We start from the raw sequence: 22,716 nt of genomic DNA, 5'->3' as shown, positions 1-22,716 counted from the left end.
GGTCACCCCAGCCGCAGCGCCATGACGAGGTAGCGGTAGACCGGCTGCTCGGCGTCCTCAGTCACCATCACGGGCTTGGCCGGTCCGTTCATGCCGAGCCGCACTCGTGGCGTGTCTACGCCGGTGAGCCCGTCCAGCAGGAAACTCGGCTGGAACCCCACCGTGACCGGCGGTCCCGTTACGTCCGCCTCAACGATCTCGGCTGCTCGGCCGAGACCGCCGCCGCCGGCTTCGACGAGCACCTCACCGTCGCGGAACGTCAGTCGCACCGCTGTGCTCTTCTCCGCCACCAGCCCGATGCGCTTGACCGCCGCGACGAGCGTTGCCACATCGACCGTTGCCCAGGTCGAGTAGTCCAGGCTGAGCCGGGCACGGTAGTCGATGTAGTCCTCGCCCATCAACCGGATCGTGGTGAGACGTCCTCCTCCGGCGATCGAGACGAGCTTGTTGTCCCAGCCGATCTCCACCTGGCCTGGGCCGTATCCCTTCACGGTGCTCTCCAGCTGCGCGGCAGGCACCATCATGGACGCCGGTGGAGCCTTCCTCTTCCCCTGCGCGGGGACCGCGGTCCACGCGAAGGAGCGGCCCGCGATCCGGTAGCGGTCGGTTGCGGCGGCCGAAACGTTCTCACCCTCGATGTCGAAGCGGACGACGCACAGCATCGGGATCGTGGTATCCCTCGTCGCCGCCGGGGTGATCTGGCCGGACACCTGCTGAAGCAGCGCGCCGTCGATGACCGCGCTGGGGTGCGGCGGCGCTGGCAGCTTCGGATAGTCGTCGACGGGCAGGGTGAGGAGCCCGAACTCGGCCGTGCCGCAGCGCACGACCAGCTCCGCCTCCGACAACGACAGCTCCACCGACTTACGCGGCAAGCTCTTGCACACCTCCACGAGCAGCCGTGCGGGCAGCAGCGCCCGTCCCGGCTCGGCCACCTGCGCGGAGACGTCGCACTGTGCGGACACGTCGTAGTCGTAGGCCGACAGCCGCAGCTTGTCGCCTTCGGCCTCCAGCAGCATGCCCGACAAAACCGGCACGGCCGGCCGGGATGCGACGGCCCGGCCAGTCCAGGCGACCGCGTCGCGCAGGAGCGCCAGGTCGATCGTCACCTTCATGATGTCGACGTCTCCTTCTTCCTCTTCCTCGGCTTCTTGGCCTTCGGCTCGTCCGGCTGCTCGCCGAACAGCTCTGCGGCCATGGACGGGTCATAACGCCGCACACACTCCTCGCACGAGGTGAAGCCCTTCGACGACTCGGCGCGGAGGTTCAGCCAGCCGGAGCCCTCGTTGAGGCGCACACCTTCGGCGATCCAGTCGCAGTCGGCGTAGATGTGGCCAAATGAGCCTTCCGGGTACCACGGCCTGACCCAGTCGTTGAACTGCGCCCAGTGCGGCGCTGGCGTTTCCGCTTGCAGGTTTGCCCTCATTTCTCGGGCCTCTCGTCCTCCATGGCCAGGGCGACCGGCAAGCCGAGCGCCCACACGTAGATCTTGTATCCGGGCAGCGGCTTGCGGCGATATTCCATGGCCATGGCCAGGCACCCCAGCAGGATGAACTCGCCCGCTCAGTAGTCCATCCTCACGACGTGGGTAACCGGGACCGGGTCGGAGCAGTGCTCACACAGAACCGGAGCGGTCACGACAGCTCCGGAGCGTAGACCGTGGGGAGCGGCGTCGGGCCGTCGTACTGGCGGCAGGTGCACTGCTCGGTCCCCCACGCGACTTCCTCGCCGTACGCGTTGTAGTGGGTGACGATCTCCACGCGGCCGTGGCACTGCCCATTGGCTACGTCGTGGTAGGCGAGCCGATGCCCACAGCCGCAGATCGCCTTGATCTGTGGCTGACGGCGCCGGCCTGGGATCAGCCAGCTGGCGGTCACGCCTGCGGCCACGCCCGCCATCCCGATGAGGAAGCTGATCAGCTCGTTCATGCTCTGCCTTTCGGAGGGTTGCGCTTCACGATCTGGAGGCCGCTGCTCGTCACCGTGAACAGGGCGACGAACGAGCGGGTGTCATCCCAGCCGCCGCTGTCGAGTTCCTCGACGAGCTCGCCGTCGTACAGCAGCCCGCAGAACGGGCACATGATCGCGGCTGGTGCCTCGACGTCGGCTTCGAGCTGGACCGGCCGGCCGCAGCACGGTACGGCGGCCTCATGCCGAAGGCCAGCGAGGTGCTTCACCTCGCGGAAGACGGGTCGCCCGGCGACCAGGTCCGCTCGGACGACCGTTTGGCTCCATTGGATGGGCGGGAGTGCCGGTGCCTGCTCCGGCTGCTCCCGTTCGACCATCTGCAGGCCCGCACGGTGCAGGGCCAGATCGATCTGGTCGGCCAGGAGCATCGCACGGACCTCGTCCATTCCCTCTCCGGCGGTGGCCAGGACGGCGGCCATCACCTCGACGGGGATGCTGAGCTTGGGCAGGACTCGGGCACCGCTCCCGGCCAGCGCGCTTCGCGCGGTGGCGACGATGCGGCGCACCAGGCCGGCGAGCTGGACGTGGTTGCCGAGCACCACGAATTCGTCGCAGTTGTAGGGCGCGGCCAGCACCAGCGCGTGACTGACGCCTGTGGGCGGCGTGCCCTCGAACAGGTCTTTCCTCTGCTCAGCGCGCAGCAGCTCGGCGGTGACCCGGTCCGCGTCCGCCGTCATCGTGTAGGTCCCCATCACTGCGCCCCGGTGCCGGTGACGGCGTCGAAGATGTCGCGGACCATGCGGGCGTCGTCGAGCGCCGTGTGCGAGTCGTACCGGTTGAGGTCGACGAACGCGCCGTACAGGTCGCGCGACCGCCACGGGATGCCGGGCTTGATCGTGGCGGGGTCGCCGCCGTGTCCGTACAGGTGACCGAGGGCCAGGGCCTGGACGTCGATGAGGTGGTAGTTGGCGGTCCAGCACTGGCCGTGGCGGGCGAGAAAGCTGCGGCCGAACCGGTAGTCGAAGGCCGGATTGCTGCCGACGACGTACGCCCCGTCGAGGAGGACGGCCAGGTCGGCAGCGACCATCGGGGCGTCGATTCAGTTGAGCACGTCTCCCGGCTTCCGGCTCGGTTCGTAGTCGCTCCGCGATTCCACGAACGCGGTGGCCAGCTTGACGGCGCGGCCCGCAGAGCTGCGGGTGACTCGGCAGCGCTCGTAGTAGCGGCCGATCGTGAGCGAGTTGGCGTCGGCGCCGGCCAGGTCAGGCTTGATCTGCCACCAGTGTTCGCGGTCGGGTTCGCCGGGCTTGCGTTGGATGAGGCCGATCTCCCACAGGTGGCCGGTCTGGTCGTCGAGGGACGTGGTTTCGAGGTCGAGGAAGACGAGGCTGGTCATGCGGTGCCTTTCGAGTGTTCGGTGCAGCAGATGCCTGCCTCCCGCAGCAGCGAGTCGCCGGGGTCTTCGGCGAACCGGGTCATGCACCGGCAGCAGGTGTAGATCCATCCGCGTTGCGGGTGGCCGTCAAGGTCGACGGCGACGGCGTGGCAGGAGGGGCATCGGTGGCTCTTGTCGTGATTCCACTCCACGACCTGTCCAGCCGATGCGCTCCACTCGGCGCCGGGGTTGGCCCGGTGCCAGTGACGGTGGTGGGCGGCGGCCTCCTCCGCGGCGACCTTCACGACCTGCCGCGGCGACACGAACAGGCACGTGCCGGTCCGGCAGATCGCGATGTGCCAGCGATTGGAAAACGGTTCCACTCTGACGACGAGGCGGGGCATTAGTCCTCCTGCCCGAGCCAGGCTCGGATGTGCTGGTTGAGGTGACGGGCCAGCGCCTCATCCACGGCGCGACCGTCGATGACGGACTGGTGGTTGTTGCGGGCGTGCACGACAAGCCGGATCACTTCGGTGAGCGCGTCGGCCATCGACCTGGTAGGGGTGCCTTCGCAGTAGTCGGCGGCGATGGCGTCGATCACCAACCCCAGGCCGCTGACGATCCCGCCGGGGCCGCTGACCATGACGTTGAGGCATTGCTCGTGGTAGCCGTACGCGCCGAGGCGGAGTGGGAAGTCCATCCAGCCGCGCGAGGTCATCATCGTGATCGTGTTGGAAGGCGCGTTGTATGTGGTGGGGCCGACTATGAGGAAGCCGTACCCGTACCGGGCGTCGTAGGGAGTGATGTACTTGCGCGGGATGCGGTTGACCTGGCAGAAGTCCACCATGTCCCGTTTCAACCCGTGGACGAGGTTGGCGTCGCCGAGACCGGATCGGTCCACGTGGTCAAGACGAACGAAGGAGTAGCCTCGCTCGGCGGCTGCGCCCGCCGCCATCATGCGCTGCCTGCCGAGCGCAGGGCGTCCTTGAGCTTGGCCAGGCGGCCAGGCCCGAATCCGGTGTAGCCGAGCATCTCGTCGTCGGTGTGCTGAGCGAGGTGGCCCAGGGTGCGGATGCCGACTCCGGCCAGCGGGTTCGCGACGTGCCACGACATACCTGGAAGCTGCCGGATGGGGTGTGCTTCGGGCAGGCCGGTGGCTGCGACCAGTTCGGCGAGGGTGCTCATGATGGTGCTCCGTCGATCGTGATGGGCAGGGTGGTTCCGCAGCAGACCACCATGTGGTCGGCGCGGATCTTGGGCGTGTGGTTGTCGTGGCCGATCTCAGCGGCCAGGTCGCCGAGCAGCTCGGGGTCGGCCTGGAGCTGGGCCCAGGACACGCGGATCTCGTCAGGGGTCGGCCAGTGGATGCCCGCGCAGGGGTCGCACGGACATCCGGCCGGGTGCAGCGTCACAGCGGTTCCCAGGCACCGGTGTCGGCGTTGGGGTAGCGGATTTCGGCCGATCCGGTGTTGGCGGCTGCCCAGTCCTTAGGCGCGAACCAGAGTTCGCCGCCTTCCTCACCGGGCGGGACGACGATGTTTCCCTCGTAGTCGAGTTGGCCGTCGCCGTCGTAGATCCGGAACGGGGTGCCCTGGCCGGCGCGGAGCGCGGCGCGCACGCGGTCTCGCAAGGCGCGGTTTCCGCTCCCTCGGATGAGGAAACGGCCGGTGTACTCGCCGCCGCAGTGGTCGACGGTGATGGCCCAGCCGTACGGCTCACGCATCAGGTTGTCCCTCCGTGCGGTTCGAGTAGGACCGGCACACGATGGTGCCGGTCAGCGCGATTCGCGGTTCGTCCCACGGCTTCACCTCGATGGCGTAGCCGCCTTGGTGGCGTGCGACCTGCAGGTAGGCGGCGTGGGCCTCGGTGAGGTCCCAGGTGTAGAACGGCGTGCCGTTGGTGAAGGCGAGCGCCACGGTGATGGGCTTGTCGAGGTGGAGCGTCAGCCACTTGAGGGCGGCGAGGGCGCCGGCGTCGTTGCGGAGGTCGAAGGTCACCTCTGGATTGGTGTCGCCAGTGAGGACGCCGTTGGGCTGGTCGGTGTTAGGCATCGGCACGTCGTCCCGTGCGCCGGATGTCGTCGCCCTGATCGGGCAGCATGCCGAGCACGGCGCCGGAGTCCCAACGGACAGCGACGCCGCCCATCTGTTCCACGTGGATGACCGTGCCCTGGTCGCCCGGCTGAAGCCCGGTGTAGCGGTCGGCCGTGGCCACCAGCTCGACGCGGTCGCCGGGGGCGAAGTCGTTGAGCTCCATCACGCACCGTCCTGGCTGACGGTGATCGTGAATCGGCGGGTGGGGTAGACGACGGTCACGGTGTCGCCGCCGCTGTAGTCGAGGGCCTCGGGCGTGGGCAGCTTGTCGGAGTCGTCGCACACGATGAGCGCGTGGAGCAGGCCGTCGTGCACCTCGGTGGCGATGTCGTCGACCGATGGCAGATACATGGGTGGTTCCTTCGTTATGGGGCGCTGGCTCCGCCACGGGGCGGAGCCAGCGCGGGATCATGCGGCGGGGGTGGGTGCTTCGCGCAGGGTGATGCGGTGCGGCTCGTCCCCGAATCGGACGGCTTCGCCGTGGCTGGTGACGAGGAAGGCGTAGAGCGTGCCGTAGCTGTCGCACAGGTTCCACCAGACCGGCTGGCACGAGCTGATCTGGTGGGGGCCGTGCCGGAACATGTGCGTGATCGGCCGTTCGCCTTCCCAGACCGGCACCGCCAGCTGCTCGCTTGAGTAGGCGGTGAAGGCGTCGAGCGTCATCAGCTCAAGCCGGGTCTGCGTGCGGACGAGGAAGATCACGGGGTTGTCTGCGTCCAGCGGCAGGGTGTGGCGCGTCATCGCAGCGCTCCTGCCGATGCGGTGGCCGATACGCGGTTGCTGCCGCCGATGTCGGCCTGGTCGCCGGCCGCGCGCCCGGCGCTGTAGCCGGAGGCGTTGGTCAGCGTCCGCTTGGGCGCCTTGCCGAGCTTGGGGTAGCGCTTGTCGAAGGCCGCCTGGACCGCCTGCTCGCGGCTGGCCAGGACCAGTTCCGTGGAGCGGCCCGAGGACGTCGTGGCGTCGGCGGGACGCGGCTCGCATGTCGCGGCGCGCTCGGCTTCCAGCATGCGTTCGTAGACGCGGGTATAGAACCCGAGCATCCAGCCCTTCTTGAACGCCGTGGAGCTCTTGCCGCTGCCGTCGCGGGCGGTGCGTGCGCCCTTGCCCATCTGAAGCTGGAGGGAGGCGTTGAGCAGTTTGACCTGCTCCAAGTCGGAGGCGTGCCCGACGATCGTCACGCGGTAGCCGTGAGGCAGTTGCACGTAGACGGGGCGGCACCGCTTGGCGCGGGCGATGTTGACGAGCAGGGCGCGCCGGTCGACGCCGTAGGAGGTTCCGATGAGGATCTCCCAGGTGGTGACTTCGTCGGCGACTTGGCCGCTATCGGCCAGGTGCGCCATCTCGATGCCGTACTTGGCCATGAGTCGCAGGGCAGCCGCCATGTAGGTGTCGGCTTCGGCCTCGAAGTTGGTCGCCTGGGCCTTGGCGAGAAGGCCCTGGATGCGCTTGAGGGTTTTGTCGGACACGTCCGTCACGTGGACTCCGTTCGCAGGCGTGGTTCGGGTGAGGACTGGCGATGGCTAGTCGCCAGCTTTTTCGCTTGCGTTCACCGCTTTGAGCTGCCGGTTTACGCTTTCGCGATCACTTGCAGTCTCTCAATTTGTATGCGTTTTCGCAACTGTTATTAGAACGATCTGAGAGCTTCCCAGACAGCGACAGAAGCAACCCCAAGGGATGAGACCCGACGAGCGATCAGGGACCGTCACGGACGCTCACAGACGCATACAGACCCCTTTCCATGTCGGTCGTGCAAGCGCTTTCGCATGCTGCGTTCGGCGGTTCCGTTTGCGCAAAAACCGGAATCGTGGGATCACTTAGAGGAGACGACTCCTGAGCCGGATGGAGAAGGCCACCCCTATGGCAAGGGCAAAGCCGCAAGAACAGACCGCTGACGCGGCCCCGCAGGTCACGTTTGTCGAGCCCGGCAAAGGCACCACGGCGTCGAAGTCCAAACAAGCAAAAGCGCCAGCGCCCATCGGCCACGGTGAGCTCGAAGCCACGCCCCGCCGCATCAAGCAGCCCACCGAACGAGTTCGCCTTGCCGTACGAATCGAGCCGGCCGTCAACGCCCGTCTCACCGCAGCCTGCGCCGTCACCGGTGGCGGCCCTCAGAAGGTCGTCGAGGACGCCCTCAATCTCTACTTCGACGCCCTCGGCGTTCCCCAGGACCTGCCCCTTCCGAAGGGCGAACGAGTGCAGCGCGAGCGGACCCCGCGAAAGCGCACCCACGGCACCGCGCACCTCGACCTGGTCCCCCTCGGCGTCCGCCTGCTGCCGCTGACAGACGCGAGGCTGACCTTCGCCTGCGAGAACATGGCGATGGGGCCCCAGGACATGGTCGAGACGGCACTGAACGCCTACTTCATGCGCAACAAGATCCCGCACCATGTCGAGCCGGACAAGGTCACGAAAGTCGTTCAGGGCGAGGTCCAAGCCTGAGCGGGCCCCCGCCGCGCTCAGGTTCGGATGGCCGCAGAGACTCCGACAGGAGCCGGTGCCCCTCCTCGGAAGACAGCAGCCCCTCCGCAGGGCGGCAGCCGTGCTCGCACAGCATCATCGGGTTGTCCACTGCACCCCACAGGCGGCACAGCATCGGTCTGCCCGGCGTCTCATAGACGGCGCACTTGCCGTCCTCCAACGCGGGGCAGCTGTACTCTCCCTCCAGCAACAGCTGCTGCGCACCGCGCTGCGCCGTGGGGATTCGATAGCCAGCCTCGCGAATCCGCTGGTGCTCGCGCCCGCTCATGGCGATCGGGCCGCATGCTTGCTGGCACAACCCCTTACAGCCGACATCAGGGACTTGCGCGTACAGCGCGGCCAAGCGCGCATCTTCGAGTTCGCTCCAACGGCTCACCATGCCTCCAAAGACGAGGGGACGAGAGGGGACGAGAGGGAGGGTGCGAGCGGTGTTCCCGCTCGCACCCGAGGGCTTACGCCGAGCGGCCAGCCGCCTGGCGGCCGTTCACGTTCACCAGCTCCTTGAAGTCCGTGCCGGGCCGGAACTTGGGCGCCCAGCTCTCCTCGACCTTCACCTCAGCGCCGGTCGAGGGGTTACGGGCAGCCCGGGAAGGCTTGTGGACCTGCTCGAAGACGCCGAACCCGGTGATGCTCACCTTCTCGCCGCTGGCCACGGTGTTGACGATGACGTCGAGCACGGCGTTGACCACCTCAGCGGCCTCGCTCTTGGGCAGTTTGGCTTCCTCGGCCACGGCCGCGACGAACTCACGCTTGTTCATGATCGATCTCCTGTTTCCCTTTGCAGTGCGGACATTCTTACCGCCAGCGTTTCCGCTGGCGGTCTAGTCGGCCGGTCCATCCGGCGCGACGAACTCCAGGACGTGGACCCGGTTCAGGGACAGCCGCGCCATGGGCGCATCGATCCCTCCGCCGAGCTCCAACCGCCTCACGTCAGCCTCAGCGGCGTCGGCGAGGGCCCTGGAAAAGCCATCTGGGCTATCAGAAAACGGCAGGTCAGGACGCCCTCCACGAAGGATGATCTTGTGGGCGAGGACGCTGCCGTAGGTGGTGATGTAGTCGGCGCGAAAGCGGCGACGCAGCGACGGCGACCACTTCGGGTCATGCTGAGTGTCAGGCAGCGAACGCAGATGGACGTTGTAGACCTTCACGGCGCACTTGGACGCCTCGTCGATCTCCTCCAGCAGTTCGGGCAGGCGGAGGGCGACCTGCTCGGCCAGACCACCGAGCCCGCCGAAACGCAGCAGGTAGCCGCCCCATCGATCGCGTGGCGAATCCCCTGGGCCGTACGTCGGCAGGATGCAGCCGTACGCCTTCACGATCGACACCATCGCCAGGTAACGGGGTTTGCCGTAGCCGCCGGTCTCCGGGATGGCGAGGTTCTGCCACTCGTACCACTCGTCGGCGCGCTCCTGCCGCAGGCGGCGGCGAAGGGCCTGGGCGAGCTCGTCGGCCGCGGCGCGTTCGTGCTCCGACGTGCTGCGTCGCGCCAGCTCTTCCCAGGCGGCGACCCGCGCGGCGAGCTTCGCGATCGGGTGCATGCTCGCCTCAGCCCGGGATGACGACGAGCAGGGCCCTGACCAGCGTCCCCGACCCCTTGAACGTCTCCGGAGGCAGTTGCTCGATCCATCCGGCGCGGGCCTCGACCATGCCGCGGAAGGCGACGGCGGCTGTTCTCGTACTGTGAGCCACTCCCGCGCTCATCACGGCGACCAGGGTCCCGCCGGGCTTGACGAACTTGAGCGCGTGGTTGACGTGCTCGATGTCCTTGCCGGACCGGAACGGCGGGTTCATGATCACCGCGTCGTACCCGGCCGGGTGGAGCCTCTCTTGCCCAGGTTCGACGGTGAGGAAGTCCGCGGCCAGGACCGCCCGAGCGAAGCCGGCGTCGGCGAGCTGGCCCGCCATGCCCGGGTGGAACTCCACGCAGTCCACCAGCCCGCCGCGCGCCGCGACCGCTCGCGCGATGTTCCCGGTGCCCGCTGAGGGTTCCAGCACCGTGACCCCCACGTGAACCCCGGCCTGGGCCACAAGCCGGTCGGCCAGCTCCGGAGGGGTGACGAACACGTCCAGGTGCGCCGACGCCGTGGTGCTCACAGCGGTGACCTTCGCCTTGAGCGCGGCCATCGCCTCCTCGTCGACGATCGGGGCGACCGTCACCTTCTCCCGCTCCTTCGCTGGTCGGCGGCTGGTGGCGGCGACGGTGACCGGCCCTTCGTCGGCGTGCGGGCACTCCACCTTCAGCACGTCGGTGTAGGGCACCTTCGGCTGCCAGTGGTCGCGGAAGTCCAGCCGCGCGGTCACCGTGTTGACCCTCATGACCAGCCCGTTGTAGCCCCACGCCCAGACCCGATCGCCGACGTGCACGTTGTGCTTGCCGTACTCGACGAGGATGCCCTCCTCGACGGCGGCGGCCACCTGCTGCTTGTCGTAGGCGAGCTGGTCCTCCAGCTGTGCCTTGCGGGCGAGCAGCTGCTCACGGTGCCCGCCCGTGGCGGGCTGGTGGGTCTCGGCGTAGTAGGGCTTGCCGCTGTGATCGCGGAACACCCGCTCGTATCCGTCCAGGCTCCGCTGGATGCCGCGCAGTTCGGCCTCCGCCTTCTTGATCCGCCGGGCGGTTACCCGCGGCCGAGCAGAGTGGGCAGCGGCAGACCCGACCGCGTTCGCACGACGTGCCGCGTCGTGCGCGAGGTCGCTTTCCTGCGCTCCGGTCTGCATCGCTCGGTCGATCTTCTCCCGATCGCGTCGGGCTCGCCGCTCGGAGTGGTGGCCGACGAGGATCGGCTGACCCATCGGGATGCCATCAGCGATCTCGTGGGCCCTGCCGTACGCGGAGGCGGCCCGGCCGGCGTGACGCTCGGCCTTGTTCGACAGCGCGTGGCGGCGGTCCTCCAGGCGGTCGGCCTGGTCGGCGAGCACAGTTGCCCGGTCGCGGTGCTCGTCGTCGATGTCGACTGTGACCTCGAATCCGGCCTCGCGCAGCTTCTCTGCGCCACGGTTGATCTTCCAGCGGTCGGCGACCCGATCACGAGAGTGCCGGATGCCGATAGCGCGGATGGACGGGAAGTAGTGGAAGCCGATCGGCTTGAGGATCTCCCAGGCTCCGTCGCCTTTCCTCGTACCCTCGACCAGCGTGCCGTCGACGTGGGTGTGCCTGATCGTGATCACAGGTCGTCCTCGTCTTCCCCCGCCGCGACGATCTCCTCGGCGAGCGTCAGCGCGGCGCCGGGATCGATCGCAGAACCGGGGCGCAGGGCGAACGCCTCGCAGGTGGCGGGGCACTCGGTGGTCGTGTCGTCGGCGCTGACGGGGGTTGTGCCGCAGAACAGGCAGGTTTCGATAGGGCGGGTCTGCCGGACGTCGAAGGTGCCGCCTCGGACGAACCAGCGCACCTTGGGCGGGACCGTGATCTCGCCCAAGGTGCGCTCGCTGGCCTTCTTGTCGTCCTGGTCGCTGTCGTCCTTCTTGCGGCCCGCGCGGCGGAAGGTGACCATGCCCTTCTCGCCGCTCTTGACGCAGCGGCCCTGGGTGAGCCAGTACTGGAAGCTGCCGCAGTGGGAGATGGGCCTGCGCTGTGCGGCCAGCAGCATCAGGTTCTTCGGCGAGTAGCCTTCGCTGGTCTCGTCGGTGGGGTCGTTCTTGATGCCGATGCTGGCCGCCATCGCGCAGAACAGGTCCAGTTCGCCGGGGTCGGTGGTGAGGAGCGCGGCGTAGCTTTCCAGCAGTGCGTTGGCCACCGCCTTGTTCTCGGCGGCCTTGTTCTTCATCGCCTCGGTGACGCGGCGACGTGTGCGCTTGGTCGTGGTGGTCCGTGCCATTTCGGGTGAGGTCCTCTCGAAAGCTATATGGCTTGCGGGGATGGCGGGTGGCTCGTGGCTGTCGAGCCACCCGCATTCGGTTAGGTCGTGGCCTGCTGGGTCGTCTCAGGGGGCGACACGGTCATCTCGGCTTCAAGGAGTCTGGGGTCGAAGCCGGGGATGAGCTCGGCGTCCGACCGGCACAATCCGTAGTGCCAGCCGTCGATCGTGGCGGCCACCTCGGACAGGTCGTCGCAGCCGGTGGCGCCGCACGGCCAGTCGTTCTCCATCGGCCGGCGTAGCCGGGACCAGACGATGTCCGGGCTCAACGCTTCACTCCTGTGACGGCTTCGAGCTGAGCCGCGGCTTCGAGCCACGCCCCGGCCTTGCGGAAGTCGTCGCCGTGCGGTTCGCACGGCTGGTAGGGGTTTCCGGATTCCCGCGCGGACCTGGAGCAGTCGTTGCAGTCGCCGTTGAACGTGTACTCCTCGGCGGCGTGCTGCAGGCCATACAGGATGTCCCGCACGAGGCCCTCGGTAAGAACGACAGGAATGGGCCGGTCGGGGTCGTACACGGGCACTGCGGTCATGGCGTTCTCCTTGGGTTAGGCGTTGACGCTGTCGTTTTCGCTTGCGGGATCGACGTAGTCGTCGACCCAGGCGAGGCCCTCGCGATCGAGGACGAACTGGGCGCGGGTCACGGTCACGTAGGCGAGCATCGCGTCGCTCGCGCTGACCTTTCCGGGCTGGTCGTCGGCCGTCCGCTTCGGCTCGGGGAAGTCGTCGGCGATCCGCACACGGTGCCACTCCCGACCCTTGCTCTTGTGCGCGGTGGACAGCACCACGTCGGCCCGGTCCTCTGCCGACAGGCCCTCGACGAGCGAGATGATCTCGTCAGGCCCGAACTGGTCGATCAGCCGCACCATGGGGGCCAGGTCGGAGCCGGATTCCTCCTGTTCGACGTAGTCCTGCACCTGCCCCCAGTTCTGGAAGGCGAACAGCTCGGGGTGCGCACACCCGGCTCCTGCCTTCAGCTGGATCGCGGCTTCGGCGAGCGACTTGATCTGGCTGCCGCCTCCCACGATGGACACCCGGCGGTGAGCCTCCATCTGCTCGACCGCATGTCGCAGGGTGGCTGCGTTGGTCCGGCACAGGATCGCGTCTGGGTCGGGCAGCTCGTCGAGGCGGGAGTTGATCTGGTCGAACCCGGTCAGCCGGAGCGGCGCGTCCAGGATCTCCAGCCACTTGTTGGCCTCTTCGGCGACCGCGGCGCCGAAGCGGAAGCTCTGCGACAGGGTGAGGCGGACCCCGTCGAACGAGGTCATGGCATTGACGCTGCCGCGCCATCCGTAGATGGACTGAGCGGAGTCACCCACGATGATCTTCTGCGCGTTCCGCTGGCCTTCCACGATCGAGATGACCGGCGGGTTGGAGTCCTGCGCCTCATCGAGCAGCACGTAGTCGTACGGCAGCTGCGGCCCGGACAGCGACCAGATCTTCAGGTAGGCGTCGTGGGAGAAGGGCAGCCGCCCGTCCGTCCGACAGATGTCGGCCCAGGCGAGGGCGGCGAGCGGGGGAACGACCGTCCGGAGGACGGCCATCGTGTCGTGATCATCCAGACCCGTGAGGCGGGGCACCGGCTGAAGGGCGATGTCGGAGTATCCGGACTGGCAGAAGCGGCCGACGGTCACCATGACGACGCGGGCCAGCATCTGCGGCGAGATCAGCAGATCGTTGACGCGGATCGGCTCGTTGATCCGCAGAGCCTTGGCGATGTCGAGCGCACGCATCCGCGGGGCCTTGAGCCGACGTGCATACAGGCGGCCCACCGCCCCGAAAGCCAGCGAGTGAGCGGTCTTGCACGTGACGTCGGACGGGAAGGACTTGGCCGCGTCAGTCTGGATGCTCTTGTTGTAGGCCAGGTACAGGCCCTTCCTGCCGCGGGTCTGGGCGGCGCACATCTTCAGGGTGGAGCTCTTTCCCGCTCCGGCGCCGGCCTCGACCACGAGGTTCTTGCCGGTGAGGTAGGCGTCGATGACGGACTGCTGCTCGATGGTGGGGGTGGGGGCCATGGCGATCTCCTTCGGGTGGGGGTGCTGCCCCGGGCCGGGCCGGGGCAACGGCGTCAGGCTTGAACGGTGAGCATCGCGTCGCGGATGGACACGCACTGCTCCAGCGCGAAGGCGATCGCCTCCTCGGCCATCTGCGGGCCCCAGTCCTGCGTGCCGAGGACCTTGATGAGGGCCTGGCGGACATCGCCGAAGGCGTGATCCTCGCCGGTCAAGGCCGGGTCGGCGGCCTGCTGGAGGGCGCGGAGATTCAGCAGCAGACAGTCAGCGAGGACGGCGACGGACAGGTCATCGCCGCTACCGAGACCCTCCACCATCAGTTTCAGGGGGACCAGGCTGTACATCGGGGCTCCTTCGATCGGGTGAGGTCCGGGCCGCGCTGGCTGGACGCGACCCGGAAAGCGATTTGGCTTGCGAGTTAGTGGCCGGTGTTCCGGCAGACCGGCTGCCCCTGGGAGACGGAGACCGCGATCCCGTCGCAGGTCCGGCAGGACGCGGGCTCGGCCTCCAGCAGCTCGTGGGTGGCGTCGATCGCGGCCGAGACGATCAGCTGAGCGTCACGGCCCGTCGCCGTGCCGACCGTCGTGTTCAGAGAGCCGGCGGCGACGGCGGCGGCGTCATGGGCGGCGTCCTCGATCCGGTGGTAGAGCTCCGTCCAGGTGACGGCGTACCGGTCGAGGTTGGCGCTCTCGGCGGCGGCCCAGGCCACGGCGTCGATGATGTACTCCGTGCACGCTCCTGCGGCGCGGGCCTCGGCGGCCTTCACGTACAGCGGGAGCGGCTGGCCGTCGTGGTACTCCACCGGCGGCGGGACCTGCTCGGGGCTGTCGGCGACGACTTCGGTGTGGAAGCAACCGCCGCTCTTCCCCCAGGTAGCGTTGCCGGGGCGCTTCCAGCCGTGGGCGGCGAGGACCTGGTCCCAGTCGGGGGTGGCCTGGCAGTAGCAGGTGAGGGTGTCGATGATGGCGACGACCATCTCGCTGGCGAAGAGGCTGCGGCTGTCGACCTCCGGCTCGTCGGTGTCGGCCTGGGTGATGACGATCAGGTAGTTCTCGGGCAGCTTCTCCCCGTTGAGGTTGGTGAGAAAGGTGTGCGGGGTGACGATGCCGGTTGCGACGTAGCGGGTGAGGGTCATGGCGTTCCTTCCGGGAAACGCCGCAGGGACCGGCGTATGCCGGTCCCTGCTGGCGGTTTGGCTTGTGGGTTGTGATCGGGATTCATCCTCGGGGCCGGTTTGGTGCGGCCCCTTTGTGCGGCGTTTTCGCAGCTCAGATCAGGTTTGATCTTCGCTGATCTTCTCACGATGATTGCGTTTTCGCAACCAGACGACCTTTCGCGCTGTGACCAGCTCAGACCGTCCCCAGACGCACCGATCACCCAACCGGACCCCAAGACCAACCAGTCCCCGAACTCCCCCCAGCGACCCCTACAGACGCTTCTGGCCAGCAATACGGCTTGCTTGAGTGGCCAGCCGATATCGCGACAGCTTGCCCTTCCCCTCACGCGCCAGCACACCCTCCGCCGCCAGGACCATCACAGCGCGACCGAAGGTCGGCAACGTCGCCCCCACCCGCACCCGCAACTCGCGAGCACCGAGCGTCTCCCCCCGCATCTCCACCAGCGCCCGGACGATCTCCGTCTTGACGGCATCGAGAGTGGGCTGAGCAGGCATCGGCTTCAGCAGCACGTACCGCGTGATAGGAGGAGTTCCTTCCCGAGCCACAACGCCCATCGACACCAGATCCCGCATCGCGCGAGTGAACGTCGGCGACGAAGCCCCCGCCAACGCGCGCAGTTCCCCCGCGCCGAACGACCGGCCGCCACCGTCCGTCAGCGCCTGCACCACCACCTCGATGACCCGCTCCAGCTGAGCCTTCCCGCCCAGCCGAACCCGCTTGGCCTCCCCCTCGAACGTCGGGTAGATCCACAGCCACGCCTGCTCATACGACGGCTTCTCCACCGCGACGCGCTCGATCACCTGCATCAGCAAGGAGCGACGCTCCAGCACCCCCAGACTCGGCCACTCCGCCACAAGGCCATCCATCACCTGCCGAGCCGCCCGAGGCGAGATCCGCGCCTCCTCAGCGTCAGCCTCCAGCTGCCGAAGCGACTCCCTGAACTGAGCCTGCTCCGCCAGCAGGTCATCTCGAGTGCGTAGATACGAATCCTCCGGAATCAGGCCACGGGTCAGCAGAAGCGTCTGCCGGTCGAGCTCACCCGCAACCCGCTCCAGCTCCTTCGTCAGCCGACGCACGTCCTTCTCGCGCCGCACAGGCTCGACACTCGCGGCCGCAGCGGCGGCCTCGATCTCCGGCGCCCAATCTCGAAGGACGCTCAACACGGCCTCATCCACCGCGCGCAGAGGCACATGCCGCGAGCCGCACACCTCCTCATCGTGGCGAGCCCTGGATCCGCAGTAGAACGACGCGGACCCCTGTCTCAGGTGCATACCCCCGCCGCAGTGCCAGCAGCTGATGAACGACACGTAGTGATGGACGGAGCGAACCCGGCGAATGACCTTCCCAGCTCGCAACGCCAGGTACTTCGCCCACAACTCTGGGCTGATGAGAGCCTCATGAGCTCCAGGCCGAAAGACCCGGCGCGAGCAGCGCGAGGGTCTACGGCACGCGCACTCCGGATCATGGATACGGATCAGGCCAGCAGCGAAGCCCCTGTCCATGAGTTGCACGACGGTCTCGGCGCTCCACAGAAGACCGCCCGAGGTCCTGAAGCCCCTCCGGTTCAGCTCGCGAGCCAGTGACGCGAAGTTCTGGTCCACCACCCACGTCTCGTACAACTCGGCATGCATCTCGGCCGCGCCCGACTCCATGTCCGGCTCGTAGCGCTCTTCGCCGTCAGATGGATCTCGTAGGGTGTGCGTCGGCGAGAGCGGATGAGGCATGCGCCCGCGCCGGATATAGCCGAAGTAGGCGCGGCCATAGGGCGGCAAGCCGCGGGCGACACGGTTCTGATACGCATCGGCCCACGACTCGCCAGCCCGATCCGACTCGAAAGCGGCGATCTCCATAAGCACGCCGCGGGTCAACTTCCCCACCGCCGTACGTGCATCCACCTCCTCGGTGGAGGAGATCAGTTCGCCGCCGGCCGCTTCCACCCGGGCGAGGTTGAGCTGGTTCCCGGTCCGATTCCGGCCGAACCGCGAGTACTTCCAGACGAGGATTGCCCTGGCTGTCCCCTTCTCGACCTGGGCAATCGCGTCCATGATCTTGCGCTGGAATGTCCGGCCGGACACGTCCAGGTCTTCTATCCAGCCGCCTTCGGGCCACATGCCCGGCGGGATGTAGTACCCCCGCCGGGCGGCGTATGACTCAATGGAGTCACGCTGAATGGCTGGCGAGATTTTCTCTTCCAGCATCATCGAGACGCGGATGTACCCGATCGCCGGAATCAGGCCCGCGGCGGCCAGCGCGCCGGTTCTTGATTCGCTCATGCGTCATGCTTGCACCAACGTAAAGCGTGGGCACCAACACCAGCGTCAGCAGCGTCGAGGACACCAGGCCGCCGATGACCACCACGGCCAGCGGCTGCGAGATGAACCCGCCCGACCCCGTCACCCCGAGCGCCATCGGCGTCAGAGCGCAGATCGTCGCCACCGCCGTCATCAGGATCGGCCGCAACCGCCGCCGGCCGCCCTCCAGCACCGCCTCCACGATGCCCATGCCCTGCTCGCGGTACTGGTTGATCAGGTCGATCAGCACGATCGCGTTCGTCACCACGATGCCGATCAACATCAGCATGCCGATCAACGCCGGCACCCCCAGCGGCGTCGAGGTCGCCACCAGCAACCCCACCGCACCGGTCGCCGCGAACGGCACCGACACCAGCAGGATCAACGGCTGCACGAAACTCCGGAACGTCGCCACCATGATCATAAACACGATCGCGATCGCCGCCAGCATCGCCAGCCCCAGATCACCGAACGCCTCCTGCTGATCAGCCGACACCCCGCCGATCTCGTAATCGACCTCCAGCGCGTCCAGCTTCTCCTTCAACGCCGCCGTCACCGACCCCAGATCCGACGCCTCCGCCTTCGCCGACACCGTCGCCGAACGCTCACCGTCGATCCGCGTCACCTGCGTCGGACCGTCGACCCGCTCCACCTCGGCCACCGACGACAGCTTCACCAAACCCGCCGCCGTCGCCAGCTGCAGCTTCTCCACCGCCTCGACGTCCTCAGGCGCGTCCGACACCCGCAACACCAGGTCACTGGCCCGCCCGTCCAGCGTCAGCTGACCCAGCGGAGCCCCACGGAAAGCCTGCGCCACCGCCTGACCCACCGCCGCCTCCGACAGACCGCGCGCAGCCGCCTTCTCCCGGTCGACCCGCACCTCGATCCGCGGCGCCGACGCCTGCAGGTTCGACGACACCTCCCGAAGCCCCGGCACCTGCTTCATCGCCGCCGCGACCTCGTCGGCCGCAGCCGTCAACGCCGCGGTGTCCGCGCCACGCACGACCACCTCGACCCCGTCGGAGGCGAAACCGCCACCGCCGCCGCCACCGACCGACACCTCACCGACGCCCTCCAGGGCGCCGATCCGCTCACGCAACCGCTCCTCGACCGCAGGCGTGTCCGCCCCCTCGGCCACCGTCACCGAATAGCTCACCCGGTCGGCGCCGCCGCCCAGGCCACCCATCATCTGGTTGCCGCCGCCGACGGTCACCTGGTAGGAGGAGACCTCCTTGACCTCCGACAGCACCTGCTCGACCTTGCGCGCGGCGGCGTCCGAACGCTCCAGGTCGCTGCCGACCGGCATCCGCTGCGTCATCGAGATGGTGTCCTGGCCGGAGGAGTCGATGAAGTTCGTCTCCAGCCGCCCCGCCAGCCCCATCGTGCCGGCGAAGACGACCACACCCAGCAGCAGCGTCAGCCAGCGCCGCCTGGTCGCGAACCGCAGCACCGGCAGGTACATCCGCTGCAGCGGCGAGCGCAGCTCCTTGTCCTGCACCGCCTGCGCCTGCTCCGGCGAGAGCGGCTTCGACTTCAGGAACCAGTACGCCAGCACCGGGATGATCGTCAGCGACACCAGCAGCGACGCCAGCAGCGCCACCGTCACCGTGATCGCGAACGGCGAGAACAGCTCGCCCACCATCCCGCCGACGAACGCGATCGGCGCGAACACCGCCACCGTCGTCAGCGTCGAGGCCGTCACCGCCCCCGACACCTCACGCACCGCGCTCACGATCGCCTGCCGCTTGGCCTCGCCGTACCCGAGGTGGCGCTTGATGTTCTCCAGCACCACGATCGAGTCGTCGACCACTCGGCCGACGGCGATGGTCAGCGCGCCCAGCGTGAGCATGTTGAGCGAGTAGTCACCCGCCCACAACGCGATCAGCGCGATGACCACCGACAGCGGGATCGACACCGCCGTCACCAGCGTCGAGCGCACCGACAGCAGGAACACCAGGATGACCAGCACCGCGAACGCCAGACCGAGCAGGCCCTCGGTGGTCAGGTCCTCGATCGACCGCTCCACGTACGGGGCCTGGTCGAACACGACCGTCACCGCGGTGTCGCTGGAGTCGCCCAGCGCCTTGGTCAGCGACGGCAGCTTCTCCCGCACCGCGTGCGAGATCGACACCGCGTTGCCGTCCGGCTTCATCGTCACCGACACGCCGAGGCTCGGCTTGCCGGAGGTGCGCGTCAGCGTGCTGGCCTCGGCCAGCTCCCGCTTGACCTCGGCCACGTCGCCCAGCCGCACTGGCTTCGGCGCCACCGCCCGAGTCTGCGGCTGACCCTGGGGCTGGGCCTGCCCGGCCTGACCCTGCTGACCCGCCTGAGGCCGCTGGCCGGTACCCGGCCGCGCCTGCTGCTGACCCGGCTGGCCGGCCTGACCTTGCTGACCCTGCTGCTGGCCGGCCTGCGGTACGGCAGGCGTCAGATACAGGTCCTCCAGCTTGTCCACCGTGTCGACCCGCGACCCGACCTGCACCGTCAGCGACGTGCCGTCCTCGCTCAACGACCCCGCCGGGATCGGCGTCCCGTTGGCCCGCAACACCTCGGGAATCTGCGCCGGCGACACCCCCGCCAGCGCCATCTTCCCCAGATCCGGCTTGATCACCACGACCTCGTCACGAACCCCCGTGACGCTCGCCTCCCGGACCCCCTCGATGCCCTGCAACTCCGGGATCAACGTCTTGCGCAGCTTGTCGGCCATCGCCCGCTGGTCGCCACCGTCACCGACGGCCAGCACCAGCACCGGAATGTCGTCCGTGCTGCCCGCCACCACCTGCGGATCCACCGCGTCCGGCACCTGCGCCCGGCTCACCGCCTGCTGCATGCGCGAGACGGTGGCATCCATGTCGGTGCCGTAGGCGAAGGCGACCATCACCGTCGCCAGCCCCTCCTTGGAGGTCGAGGTCACCTCCTCCAGGCCCTCCAGGCCACGGAAGGAATCCTCGATCGGCTTGGTGACCTGCTCCTCCACGATCTCCGGCGAAGCGCCCTGGTAGACCGCGAACACCGACGCCATCGGAAACGACAACGACGGGAACAACTGCTGCTTCAGCTGCGGAATGGTGAAGAGCCCGAAACCGCTGACCACCAGGGCGATCAACACCACCAGGCTGCGGTTGGCAAGGCTCGCCCGAGCCAGCGCCGTCATGCGTCCTCCTTCGTCACGTGGCCCCGGGCCACGCCCCCTCCAAGAGTTCGCACCACACTAACACTTTGCCTTGAACGAATATTTAGCCCCGCATGTCATTCCTGATAACCTTCTCAGGAAGCGAGAGGTGGACGTGACCGACCAAGGCGACGAACGCGAAGAACTGATCGACCGCATCAGCCAGACCCAGCGCCACCTGGCCCGGCTGCTCGCCCGCCAGCACTCCCCGCTGTTCACCTCCACCCTCACCATGCGCCAGCTGCACGTCATCATGCTCCTGGCCTGCACCGACTCCACCTCCGGCCAGGACCTCGCGCACCGGCTCGGCGTCAGCCTCGGCACCGTCACCGGCCTCATCGACCGCCTGGTCCGCCTCGGCCTGGCCGACCGCCACGAAGACCCGCGCGACCGCCGCGTACGCCGCATCGCCCTCACCGACGCCGGCCGCAAGCTCGTCGAGGAGCTCAACGACGCCGGCCTGGCCCACTACCGCGCCATCATGCAGCGCCTCGACACCGAGACGCTGCGCGCCCTCGACCACGTCACCGCCAAGATCCGCGAAGTGGTCGAAGACCCGGGCCTCTCCCCTGGATGACGGGGGTTTTTTGGAGTGGGTACGGCATGCTGTACCCACTGATCGCCTTTACTTTGTAGATTTAACAGCGACCCGGACCGTTACCGACCCCGCCGTCGGGAAACGGAAGGTCACCGGGAACGGGGTCGCTCCGAGCTGCCGGGTCGTCCCCGCCAGCTCCAGATGCGGCCGATCCGACCCCTCCTGCAGCGACACCTGCCCCTTGGGCGGCACCACCACCCGGATGCCCCGCGTCCGCGCCCCCGAGGCGTCCACGTACACCACCGCCGAGGCCGCCTCCGTGCTCACCTGATCCAGCACCTGCTCCTTGTCGCTGTCGTTGAACAACGTCAGGTAGAGCGGCAGCGACTGGCCCACCTTCTGCTCGTTCATCGGCGGCGCCACCACGTGCACATGCACCAGCCGCACCTGCCCCACCTGAGCGTCCACGTGATTGCTGCGCCAGTCCTCCGGCCCGCGCGCCGAACCGCACCCGGCCAGAACCACCACGGCGGCCAGCGCCGCCCACCCCCGAACAGCCCCCACAGCTCCCCCTCTACACCGCGTCCCGCTCGATCGGGCAGGTCATGCAGTGCGCGCCCCCGCGCCCCTTGCCCAGCTCGAACCCCTCGAACTCCAGCACCTCCACCCCGCGCTCACGCAGCAGCTTGTTGGTGTACTGGTTCTTGTGGTAGCCCATCACCACCCCGGGCGCCAGCGCGAAGAAGTTGTTGCCCGAGTCCCACTGCTCACGCGCCTGCTGGTAGTCGTCGCCGCCGGTCGGGATCACCTCCAGCTTGCCCACCCCCAGCGACTCCTCCAGCGCCCGCACGAACCCCGCGTCCCGGTGCACCTCCAGCGTGCCGGGCTTGTCACCGGGCCGCAGCGAGTAGGTGGTCGCCGTCTCCAGGAACGGCGGGTAGGCCGTCGCCTTGTCGGCGTCCAGCAACGTGAAGACCGTGTCCAGGTGCATGTAGGACCGCCGCTTGGGGATGTGGACCGCGATCACCCGCTCGGCCGCGCCGGCGGCGAACAACGACAGCGCGATGTGCTCGACCGTGCGCGCCGTGGTCCGCTCGCTCAGCCCGATCGCCACCGTCTTGCCGCCCACCGGCATCATGTCGCCGCCCTCCATCGCCGCGGTGCCGTAGTCCTCCTCGTGGAAGCGCTCGTCCTCGCCCGCGTGCGGGTACCAGAAGCCGAACTCCGCCTCGGTGAACATCGGGTGGTGGTGGTAGATCGTCGACTGGTTCATCGTCTCCAGCAGCCGCGCGTGGTAGAACATCGGGTTCAGCGACACCCCGCCGTACAGCCACGCCGCCGGATCGCGCTGGTAGAGCGAGTTCGGCAGCGGCGGCAGGATGAACTCCGCGTCCCCGGAGGCGGCCGCCACCAGCGAACGGTCGTCGTGCACGGCCGCGCCGTACTCCTGCTTGGTCAGCCCGCCGATCAGGTGCGTGGCCAGCTTCTGCCCGCTCCAGCCGGCCAGCGTCTCCCGCACGGTGTCCACCAGCGCCGGGCCGACCGTCAGGTGCGTCACCGCCGCCTCGATCGCCCGCTGCTTGGCGTCGAACGTCGCCTCCAGCGCCTCGGCCAGCAGCTCGTGGTGGTAGAAGACCTGCACGCCCCGCTCGCGCATCAGCGCCACGAACGCGTCGTGCTCACGCTGGGCCTGCTCCACCCACAGGATGTCGTCGAACAGCAGCCGGTCGTTGTTGGTCGGGGTGAGCCGCTGCAGGCTCAGGTCGGGCCGGTGCACGATGACCTTGCGCAACGTGCCGACCTCGGAATGAACGCCGAAACCCAT

General features: G+C 68.2%; 31 protein-coding genes. 2 read left to right on the top strand and 29 right to left on the bottom strand.

What is annotated here, in order from left to right:
• Positions 1-2 precede the first annotated feature (2 nt).
• The 16 genes from dnaN to ACIBG7_RS12290 form a co-directional block, all read right to left on the bottom strand.
• The gene (dnaN, locus tag ACIBG7_RS12365; RefSeq protein ID WP_397336121.1) at positions 3-1,112 is read right to left on the bottom strand and encodes a DNA polymerase III subunit beta; all 1,110 of its coding nucleotides are present in this window, start codon (positions 1,110-1,112) and stop codon (positions 3-5) included.
• Positions 1,109-1,423 (bottom strand): hypothetical protein, encoded by a 315-nt coding sequence (locus tag ACIBG7_RS12360; protein ID WP_397336120.1) that lies wholly within the window; start codon positions 1,421-1,423, stop codon positions 1,109-1,111. Before ACIBG7_RS12360 ends, dnaN begins: the two co-directional genes overlap by 4 nt.
• Before the next feature lie 208 nt (positions 1,424-1,631).
• A complete protein-coding gene (locus tag ACIBG7_RS12355) occupies positions 1,632-1,925 on the bottom strand; it encodes a hypothetical protein (protein WP_397336119.1) in 294 nt (97 codons plus the stop codon).
• Positions 1,922-2,641, bottom strand: coding sequence for a hypothetical protein (locus tag ACIBG7_RS12350; RefSeq protein ID WP_397336118.1), 720 nt, complete (start codon positions 2,639-2,641; stop codon positions 1,922-1,924). The genes ACIBG7_RS12355 and ACIBG7_RS12350 overlap by 4 nt, the downstream gene beginning before the upstream one ends.
• 14 nt (positions 2,642-2,655) lie before the next feature.
• Positions 2,656-2,991 (bottom strand): hypothetical protein, encoded by a 336-nt coding sequence (locus ACIBG7_RS12345; RefSeq protein ID WP_397336117.1) that lies wholly within the window; start codon positions 2,989-2,991, stop codon positions 2,656-2,658.
• A 12-nt stretch (positions 2,992-3,003) separates the two neighbouring features.
• Positions 3,004-3,300: a hypothetical protein gene (locus ACIBG7_RS12340; RefSeq protein ID WP_397336116.1), complete on the bottom strand. Its 297-nt coding sequence runs from the start codon at positions 3,298-3,300 to the stop codon at positions 3,004-3,006.
• Positions 3,297-3,683 (bottom strand): hypothetical protein, encoded by a 387-nt coding sequence (locus ACIBG7_RS12335; protein ID WP_397336115.1) that lies wholly within the window; start codon positions 3,681-3,683, stop codon positions 3,297-3,299. The genes ACIBG7_RS12340 and ACIBG7_RS12335 overlap by 4 nt, the downstream gene beginning before the upstream one ends.
• Positions 3,683-4,180, bottom strand: coding sequence for a hypothetical protein (locus tag ACIBG7_RS12330; RefSeq protein WP_397336114.1), 498 nt, complete (start codon positions 4,178-4,180; stop codon positions 3,683-3,685). The genes ACIBG7_RS12335 and ACIBG7_RS12330 overlap by 1 nt, the downstream gene beginning before the upstream one ends.
• 53 nt (positions 4,181-4,233) lie before the next feature.
• Positions 4,234-4,464 carry a hypothetical protein gene (locus tag ACIBG7_RS12325; protein ID WP_397336113.1) on the bottom strand — a complete coding sequence of 77 codons (231 nt, stop codon included), beginning with the start codon at positions 4,462-4,464 and terminating at the stop codon, positions 4,234-4,236.
• Positions 4,461-4,691 (bottom strand): hypothetical protein, encoded by a 231-nt coding sequence (locus ACIBG7_RS12320; protein ID WP_397336112.1) that lies wholly within the window; start codon positions 4,689-4,691, stop codon positions 4,461-4,463. Before ACIBG7_RS12320 ends, ACIBG7_RS12325 begins: the two co-directional genes overlap by 4 nt.
• On the bottom strand, positions 4,688-5,002 hold the full coding sequence (locus ACIBG7_RS12315) for a hypothetical protein (protein ID WP_397336111.1): 315 nt from the start codon (positions 5,000-5,002) through the stop codon (positions 4,688-4,690). Before ACIBG7_RS12315 ends, ACIBG7_RS12320 begins: the two co-directional genes overlap by 4 nt.
• On the bottom strand, positions 4,995-5,330 hold the full coding sequence (locus ACIBG7_RS12310) for a hypothetical protein (RefSeq protein WP_397336110.1): 336 nt from the start codon (positions 5,328-5,330) through the stop codon (positions 4,995-4,997). The genes ACIBG7_RS12315 and ACIBG7_RS12310 overlap by 8 nt, the downstream gene beginning before the upstream one ends.
• Positions 5,323-5,535: a DUF4314 domain-containing protein gene (locus tag ACIBG7_RS12305; RefSeq protein ID WP_397336698.1), complete on the bottom strand. Its 213-nt coding sequence runs from the start codon at positions 5,533-5,535 to the stop codon at positions 5,323-5,325. The genes ACIBG7_RS12310 and ACIBG7_RS12305 overlap by 8 nt, the downstream gene beginning before the upstream one ends.
• Positions 5,535-5,723, bottom strand: coding sequence for a hypothetical protein (locus ACIBG7_RS12300; RefSeq protein ID WP_397336109.1), 189 nt, complete (start codon positions 5,721-5,723; stop codon positions 5,535-5,537). Before ACIBG7_RS12300 ends, ACIBG7_RS12305 begins: the two co-directional genes overlap by 1 nt.
• A gap of 57 nt (positions 5,724-5,780) precedes the next feature.
• Positions 5,781-6,113 (bottom strand): hypothetical protein, encoded by a 333-nt coding sequence (locus ACIBG7_RS12295; RefSeq protein ID WP_397336108.1) that lies wholly within the window; start codon positions 6,111-6,113, stop codon positions 5,781-5,783.
• Positions 6,110-6,847, bottom strand: coding sequence for a DUF2786 domain-containing protein (locus ACIBG7_RS12290; protein WP_397336106.1), 738 nt, complete (start codon positions 6,845-6,847; stop codon positions 6,110-6,112). The genes ACIBG7_RS12295 and ACIBG7_RS12290 overlap by 4 nt, the downstream gene beginning before the upstream one ends.
• A gap of 364 nt (positions 6,848-7,211) precedes the next feature.
• Here ACIBG7_RS12290 and ACIBG7_RS12285 point away from each other — a divergent pair, with 364 nt between their 5' ends.
• A complete protein-coding gene (locus tag ACIBG7_RS12285) occupies positions 7,212-7,811 on the top strand; it encodes a hypothetical protein (RefSeq protein WP_397336105.1) in 600 nt (199 codons plus the stop codon).
• A gap of 491 nt (positions 7,812-8,302) precedes the next feature.
• Here the strand turns inward: ACIBG7_RS12285 and ACIBG7_RS12280 are convergent, their stop codons facing one another.
• The 11 genes from ACIBG7_RS12280 to ACIBG7_RS12230 all read right to left on the bottom strand — a co-directional run bounded on the left by ACIBG7_RS12280 (position 8,303) and on the right by ACIBG7_RS12230 (position 20,335).
• On the bottom strand, positions 8,303-8,608 hold the full coding sequence (locus ACIBG7_RS12280; RefSeq protein WP_397336104.1) for an HU family DNA-binding protein: 306 nt from the start codon (positions 8,606-8,608) through the stop codon (positions 8,303-8,305).
• Between the two features lie 63 nt (positions 8,609-8,671).
• A complete protein-coding gene (locus ACIBG7_RS12275) occupies positions 8,672-9,388 on the bottom strand; it encodes a DUF2786 domain-containing protein (RefSeq protein ID WP_397336103.1) in 717 nt (238 codons plus the stop codon).
• 7 nt (positions 9,389-9,395) lie between these two features.
• Positions 9,396-11,015, bottom strand: coding sequence for a DUF3560 domain-containing protein (locus tag ACIBG7_RS12270; RefSeq protein ID WP_397336102.1), 1,620 nt, complete (start codon positions 11,013-11,015; stop codon positions 9,396-9,398).
• Complete coding sequence (locus ACIBG7_RS12265) at positions 11,012-11,665, bottom strand: ArdC-like ssDNA-binding domain-containing protein (RefSeq protein ID WP_397336101.1); 654 nt, start codon at positions 11,663-11,665, stop codon at positions 11,012-11,014. Before ACIBG7_RS12265 ends, ACIBG7_RS12270 begins: the two co-directional genes overlap by 4 nt.
• Before the next feature lie 80 nt (positions 11,666-11,745).
• Positions 11,746-11,973: a hypothetical protein gene (locus ACIBG7_RS12260; RefSeq protein WP_397336100.1), complete on the bottom strand. Its 228-nt coding sequence runs from the start codon at positions 11,971-11,973 to the stop codon at positions 11,746-11,748.
• Positions 11,970-12,233 (bottom strand): hypothetical protein, encoded by a 264-nt coding sequence (locus ACIBG7_RS12255; RefSeq protein WP_397336099.1) that lies wholly within the window; start codon positions 12,231-12,233, stop codon positions 11,970-11,972. Before ACIBG7_RS12255 ends, ACIBG7_RS12260 begins: the two co-directional genes overlap by 4 nt.
• Positions 12,234-12,248: 15 nt before the next feature.
• Positions 12,249-13,715: a UvrD-helicase domain-containing protein gene (locus ACIBG7_RS12250; RefSeq protein WP_397336098.1), complete on the bottom strand. Its 1,467-nt coding sequence runs from the start codon at positions 13,713-13,715 to the stop codon at positions 12,249-12,251.
• A gap of 53 nt (positions 13,716-13,768) precedes the next feature.
• Positions 13,769-14,056: a hypothetical protein gene (locus ACIBG7_RS12245; RefSeq protein ID WP_397336097.1), complete on the bottom strand. Its 288-nt coding sequence runs from the start codon at positions 14,054-14,056 to the stop codon at positions 13,769-13,771.
• A gap of 74 nt (positions 14,057-14,130) precedes the next feature.
• Complete coding sequence (locus ACIBG7_RS12240) at positions 14,131-14,847, bottom strand: hypothetical protein (protein WP_397336096.1); 717 nt, start codon at positions 14,845-14,847, stop codon at positions 14,131-14,133.
• A 291-nt stretch (positions 14,848-15,138) separates the two neighbouring features.
• Positions 15,139-17,163 (bottom strand): recombinase family protein, encoded by a 2,025-nt coding sequence (locus tag ACIBG7_RS12235; RefSeq protein ID WP_397336095.1) that lies wholly within the window; start codon positions 17,161-17,163, stop codon positions 15,139-15,141.
• Positions 17,051-20,335, bottom strand: coding sequence for an efflux RND transporter permease subunit (locus tag ACIBG7_RS12230; protein WP_397336093.1), 3,285 nt, complete (start codon positions 20,333-20,335; stop codon positions 17,051-17,053). Before ACIBG7_RS12230 ends, ACIBG7_RS12235 begins: the two co-directional genes overlap by 113 nt.
• 133 nt (positions 20,336-20,468) lie before the next feature.
• Here ACIBG7_RS12230 and ACIBG7_RS12225 point away from each other — a divergent pair, with 133 nt between their 5' ends.
• The gene (locus tag ACIBG7_RS12225; protein WP_397336092.1) at positions 20,469-20,930 is read left to right on the top strand and encodes a MarR family winged helix-turn-helix transcriptional regulator; all 462 of its coding nucleotides are present in this window, start codon (positions 20,469-20,471) and stop codon (positions 20,928-20,930) included.
• 48 nt (positions 20,931-20,978) lie between these two features.
• Here the strand turns inward: ACIBG7_RS12225 and ACIBG7_RS12220 are convergent, their stop codons facing one another.
• Positions 20,979-21,455 (bottom strand): copper chaperone PCu(A)C, encoded by a 477-nt coding sequence (locus ACIBG7_RS12220; RefSeq protein ID WP_397336091.1) that lies wholly within the window; start codon positions 21,453-21,455, stop codon positions 20,979-20,981.
• A gap of 10 nt (positions 21,456-21,465) precedes the next feature.
• On the bottom strand, positions 21,466-22,716 hold the full coding sequence (locus ACIBG7_RS12215) for an arginine deiminase (RefSeq protein ID WP_357924032.1): 1,251 nt from the start codon (positions 22,714-22,716) through the stop codon (positions 21,466-21,468).

The sequence above is a fragment of the Nonomuraea sp. NPDC050328 genome, assembly GCF_044459405.1.
GTDB lineage: Bacteria > Actinomycetota > Actinomycetes > Streptosporangiales > Streptosporangiaceae > Nonomuraea.
The sequence above is the reverse complement of the archived record's forward strand: the minus strand, read 5'-3'. Positions and strand labels throughout refer to the sequence as shown.

Coding starts and splice junctions, on each gene's coding strand:
- ACIBG7_RS12255 (WP_397336099.1), bottom strand. CDS start 12,233: ATGACCGCAGTGCCCGTGTACGACCCCGACCGGCCCATTCCTGTCGTT.
- ACIBG7_RS12325 (WP_397336113.1), bottom strand. CDS start 4,464: ATGAGCACCCTCGCCGAACTGGTCGCAGCCACCGGCCTGCCCGAAGCA.
- ACIBG7_RS12240 (WP_397336096.1), bottom strand. CDS start 14,847: ATGACCCTCACCCGCTACGTCGCAACCGGCATCGTCACCCCGCACACC.
- ACIBG7_RS12250 (WP_397336098.1), bottom strand. CDS start 13,715: ATGGCCCCCACCCCCACCATCGAGCAGCAGTCCGTCATCGACGCCTAC.
- ACIBG7_RS12275 (WP_397336103.1), bottom strand. CDS start 9,388: ATGCACCCGATCGCGAAGCTCGCCGCGCGGGTCGCCGCCTGGGAAGAG.
- ACIBG7_RS12350 (WP_397336118.1), bottom strand. CDS start 2,641: ATGACGGCGGACGCGGACCGGGTCACCGCCGAGCTGCTGCGCGCTGAG.
- ACIBG7_RS12265 (WP_397336101.1), bottom strand. CDS start 11,665: ATGGCACGGACCACCACGACCAAGCGCACACGTCGCCGCGTCACCGAG.
- ACIBG7_RS12335 (WP_397336115.1), bottom strand. CDS start 3,683: ATGCCCCGCCTCGTCGTCAGAGTGGAACCGTTTTCCAATCGCTGGCAC.
- ACIBG7_RS12305 (WP_397336698.1), bottom strand. CDS start 5,535: ATGGAGCTCAACGACTTCGCCCCCGGCGACCGCGTCGAGCTGGTGGCC.
- dnaN (WP_397336121.1), bottom strand. CDS start 1,112: ATGAAGGTGACGATCGACCTGGCGCTCCTGCGCGACGCGGTCGCCTGG.
- ACIBG7_RS12360 (WP_397336120.1), bottom strand. CDS start 1,423: ATGAGGGCAAACCTGCAAGCGGAAACGCCAGCGCCGCACTGGGCGCAG.
- ACIBG7_RS12315 (WP_397336111.1), bottom strand. CDS start 5,002: ATGCGTGAGCCGTACGGCTGGGCCATCACCGTCGACCACTGCGGCGGC.
- ACIBG7_RS12355 (WP_397336119.1), bottom strand. CDS start 1,925: ATGAACGAGCTGATCAGCTTCCTCATCGGGATGGCGGGCGTGGCCGCA.
- ACIBG7_RS12235 (WP_397336095.1), bottom strand. CDS start 17,163: ATGAGCGAATCAAGAACCGGCGCGCTGGCCGCCGCGGGCCTGATTCCG.
- ACIBG7_RS12295 (WP_397336108.1), bottom strand. CDS start 6,113: ATGACGCGCCACACCCTGCCGCTGGACGCAGACAACCCCGTGATCTTC.
- ACIBG7_RS12345 (WP_397336117.1), bottom strand. CDS start 2,991: ATGGTCGCTGCCGACCTGGCCGTCCTCCTCGACGGGGCGTACGTCGTC.
- ACIBG7_RS12245 (WP_397336097.1), bottom strand. CDS start 14,056: ATGTACAGCCTGGTCCCCCTGAAACTGATGGTGGAGGGTCTCGGTAGC.
- ACIBG7_RS12340 (WP_397336116.1), bottom strand. CDS start 3,300: ATGACCAGCCTCGTCTTCCTCGACCTCGAAACCACGTCCCTCGACGAC.
- ACIBG7_RS12215 (WP_357924032.1), bottom strand. CDS start 22,716: ATGGGTTTCGGCGTTCATTCCGAGGTCGGCACGTTGCGCAAGGTCATC.
- ACIBG7_RS12310 (WP_397336110.1), bottom strand. CDS start 5,330: ATGCCTAACACCGACCAGCCCAACGGCGTCCTCACTGGCGACACCAAT.
- ACIBG7_RS12285 (WP_397336105.1), top strand. CDS start 7,212: ATGGAGAAGGCCACCCCTATGGCAAGGGCAAAGCCGCAAGAACAGACC.
- ACIBG7_RS12300 (WP_397336109.1), bottom strand. CDS start 5,723: ATGTATCTGCCATCGGTCGACGACATCGCCACCGAGGTGCACGACGGC.
- ACIBG7_RS12230 (WP_397336093.1), bottom strand. CDS start 20,335: ATGACGGCGCTGGCTCGGGCGAGCCTTGCCAACCGCAGCCTGGTGGTG.
- ACIBG7_RS12280 (WP_397336104.1), bottom strand. CDS start 8,608: ATGAACAAGCGTGAGTTCGTCGCGGCCGTGGCCGAGGAAGCCAAACTG.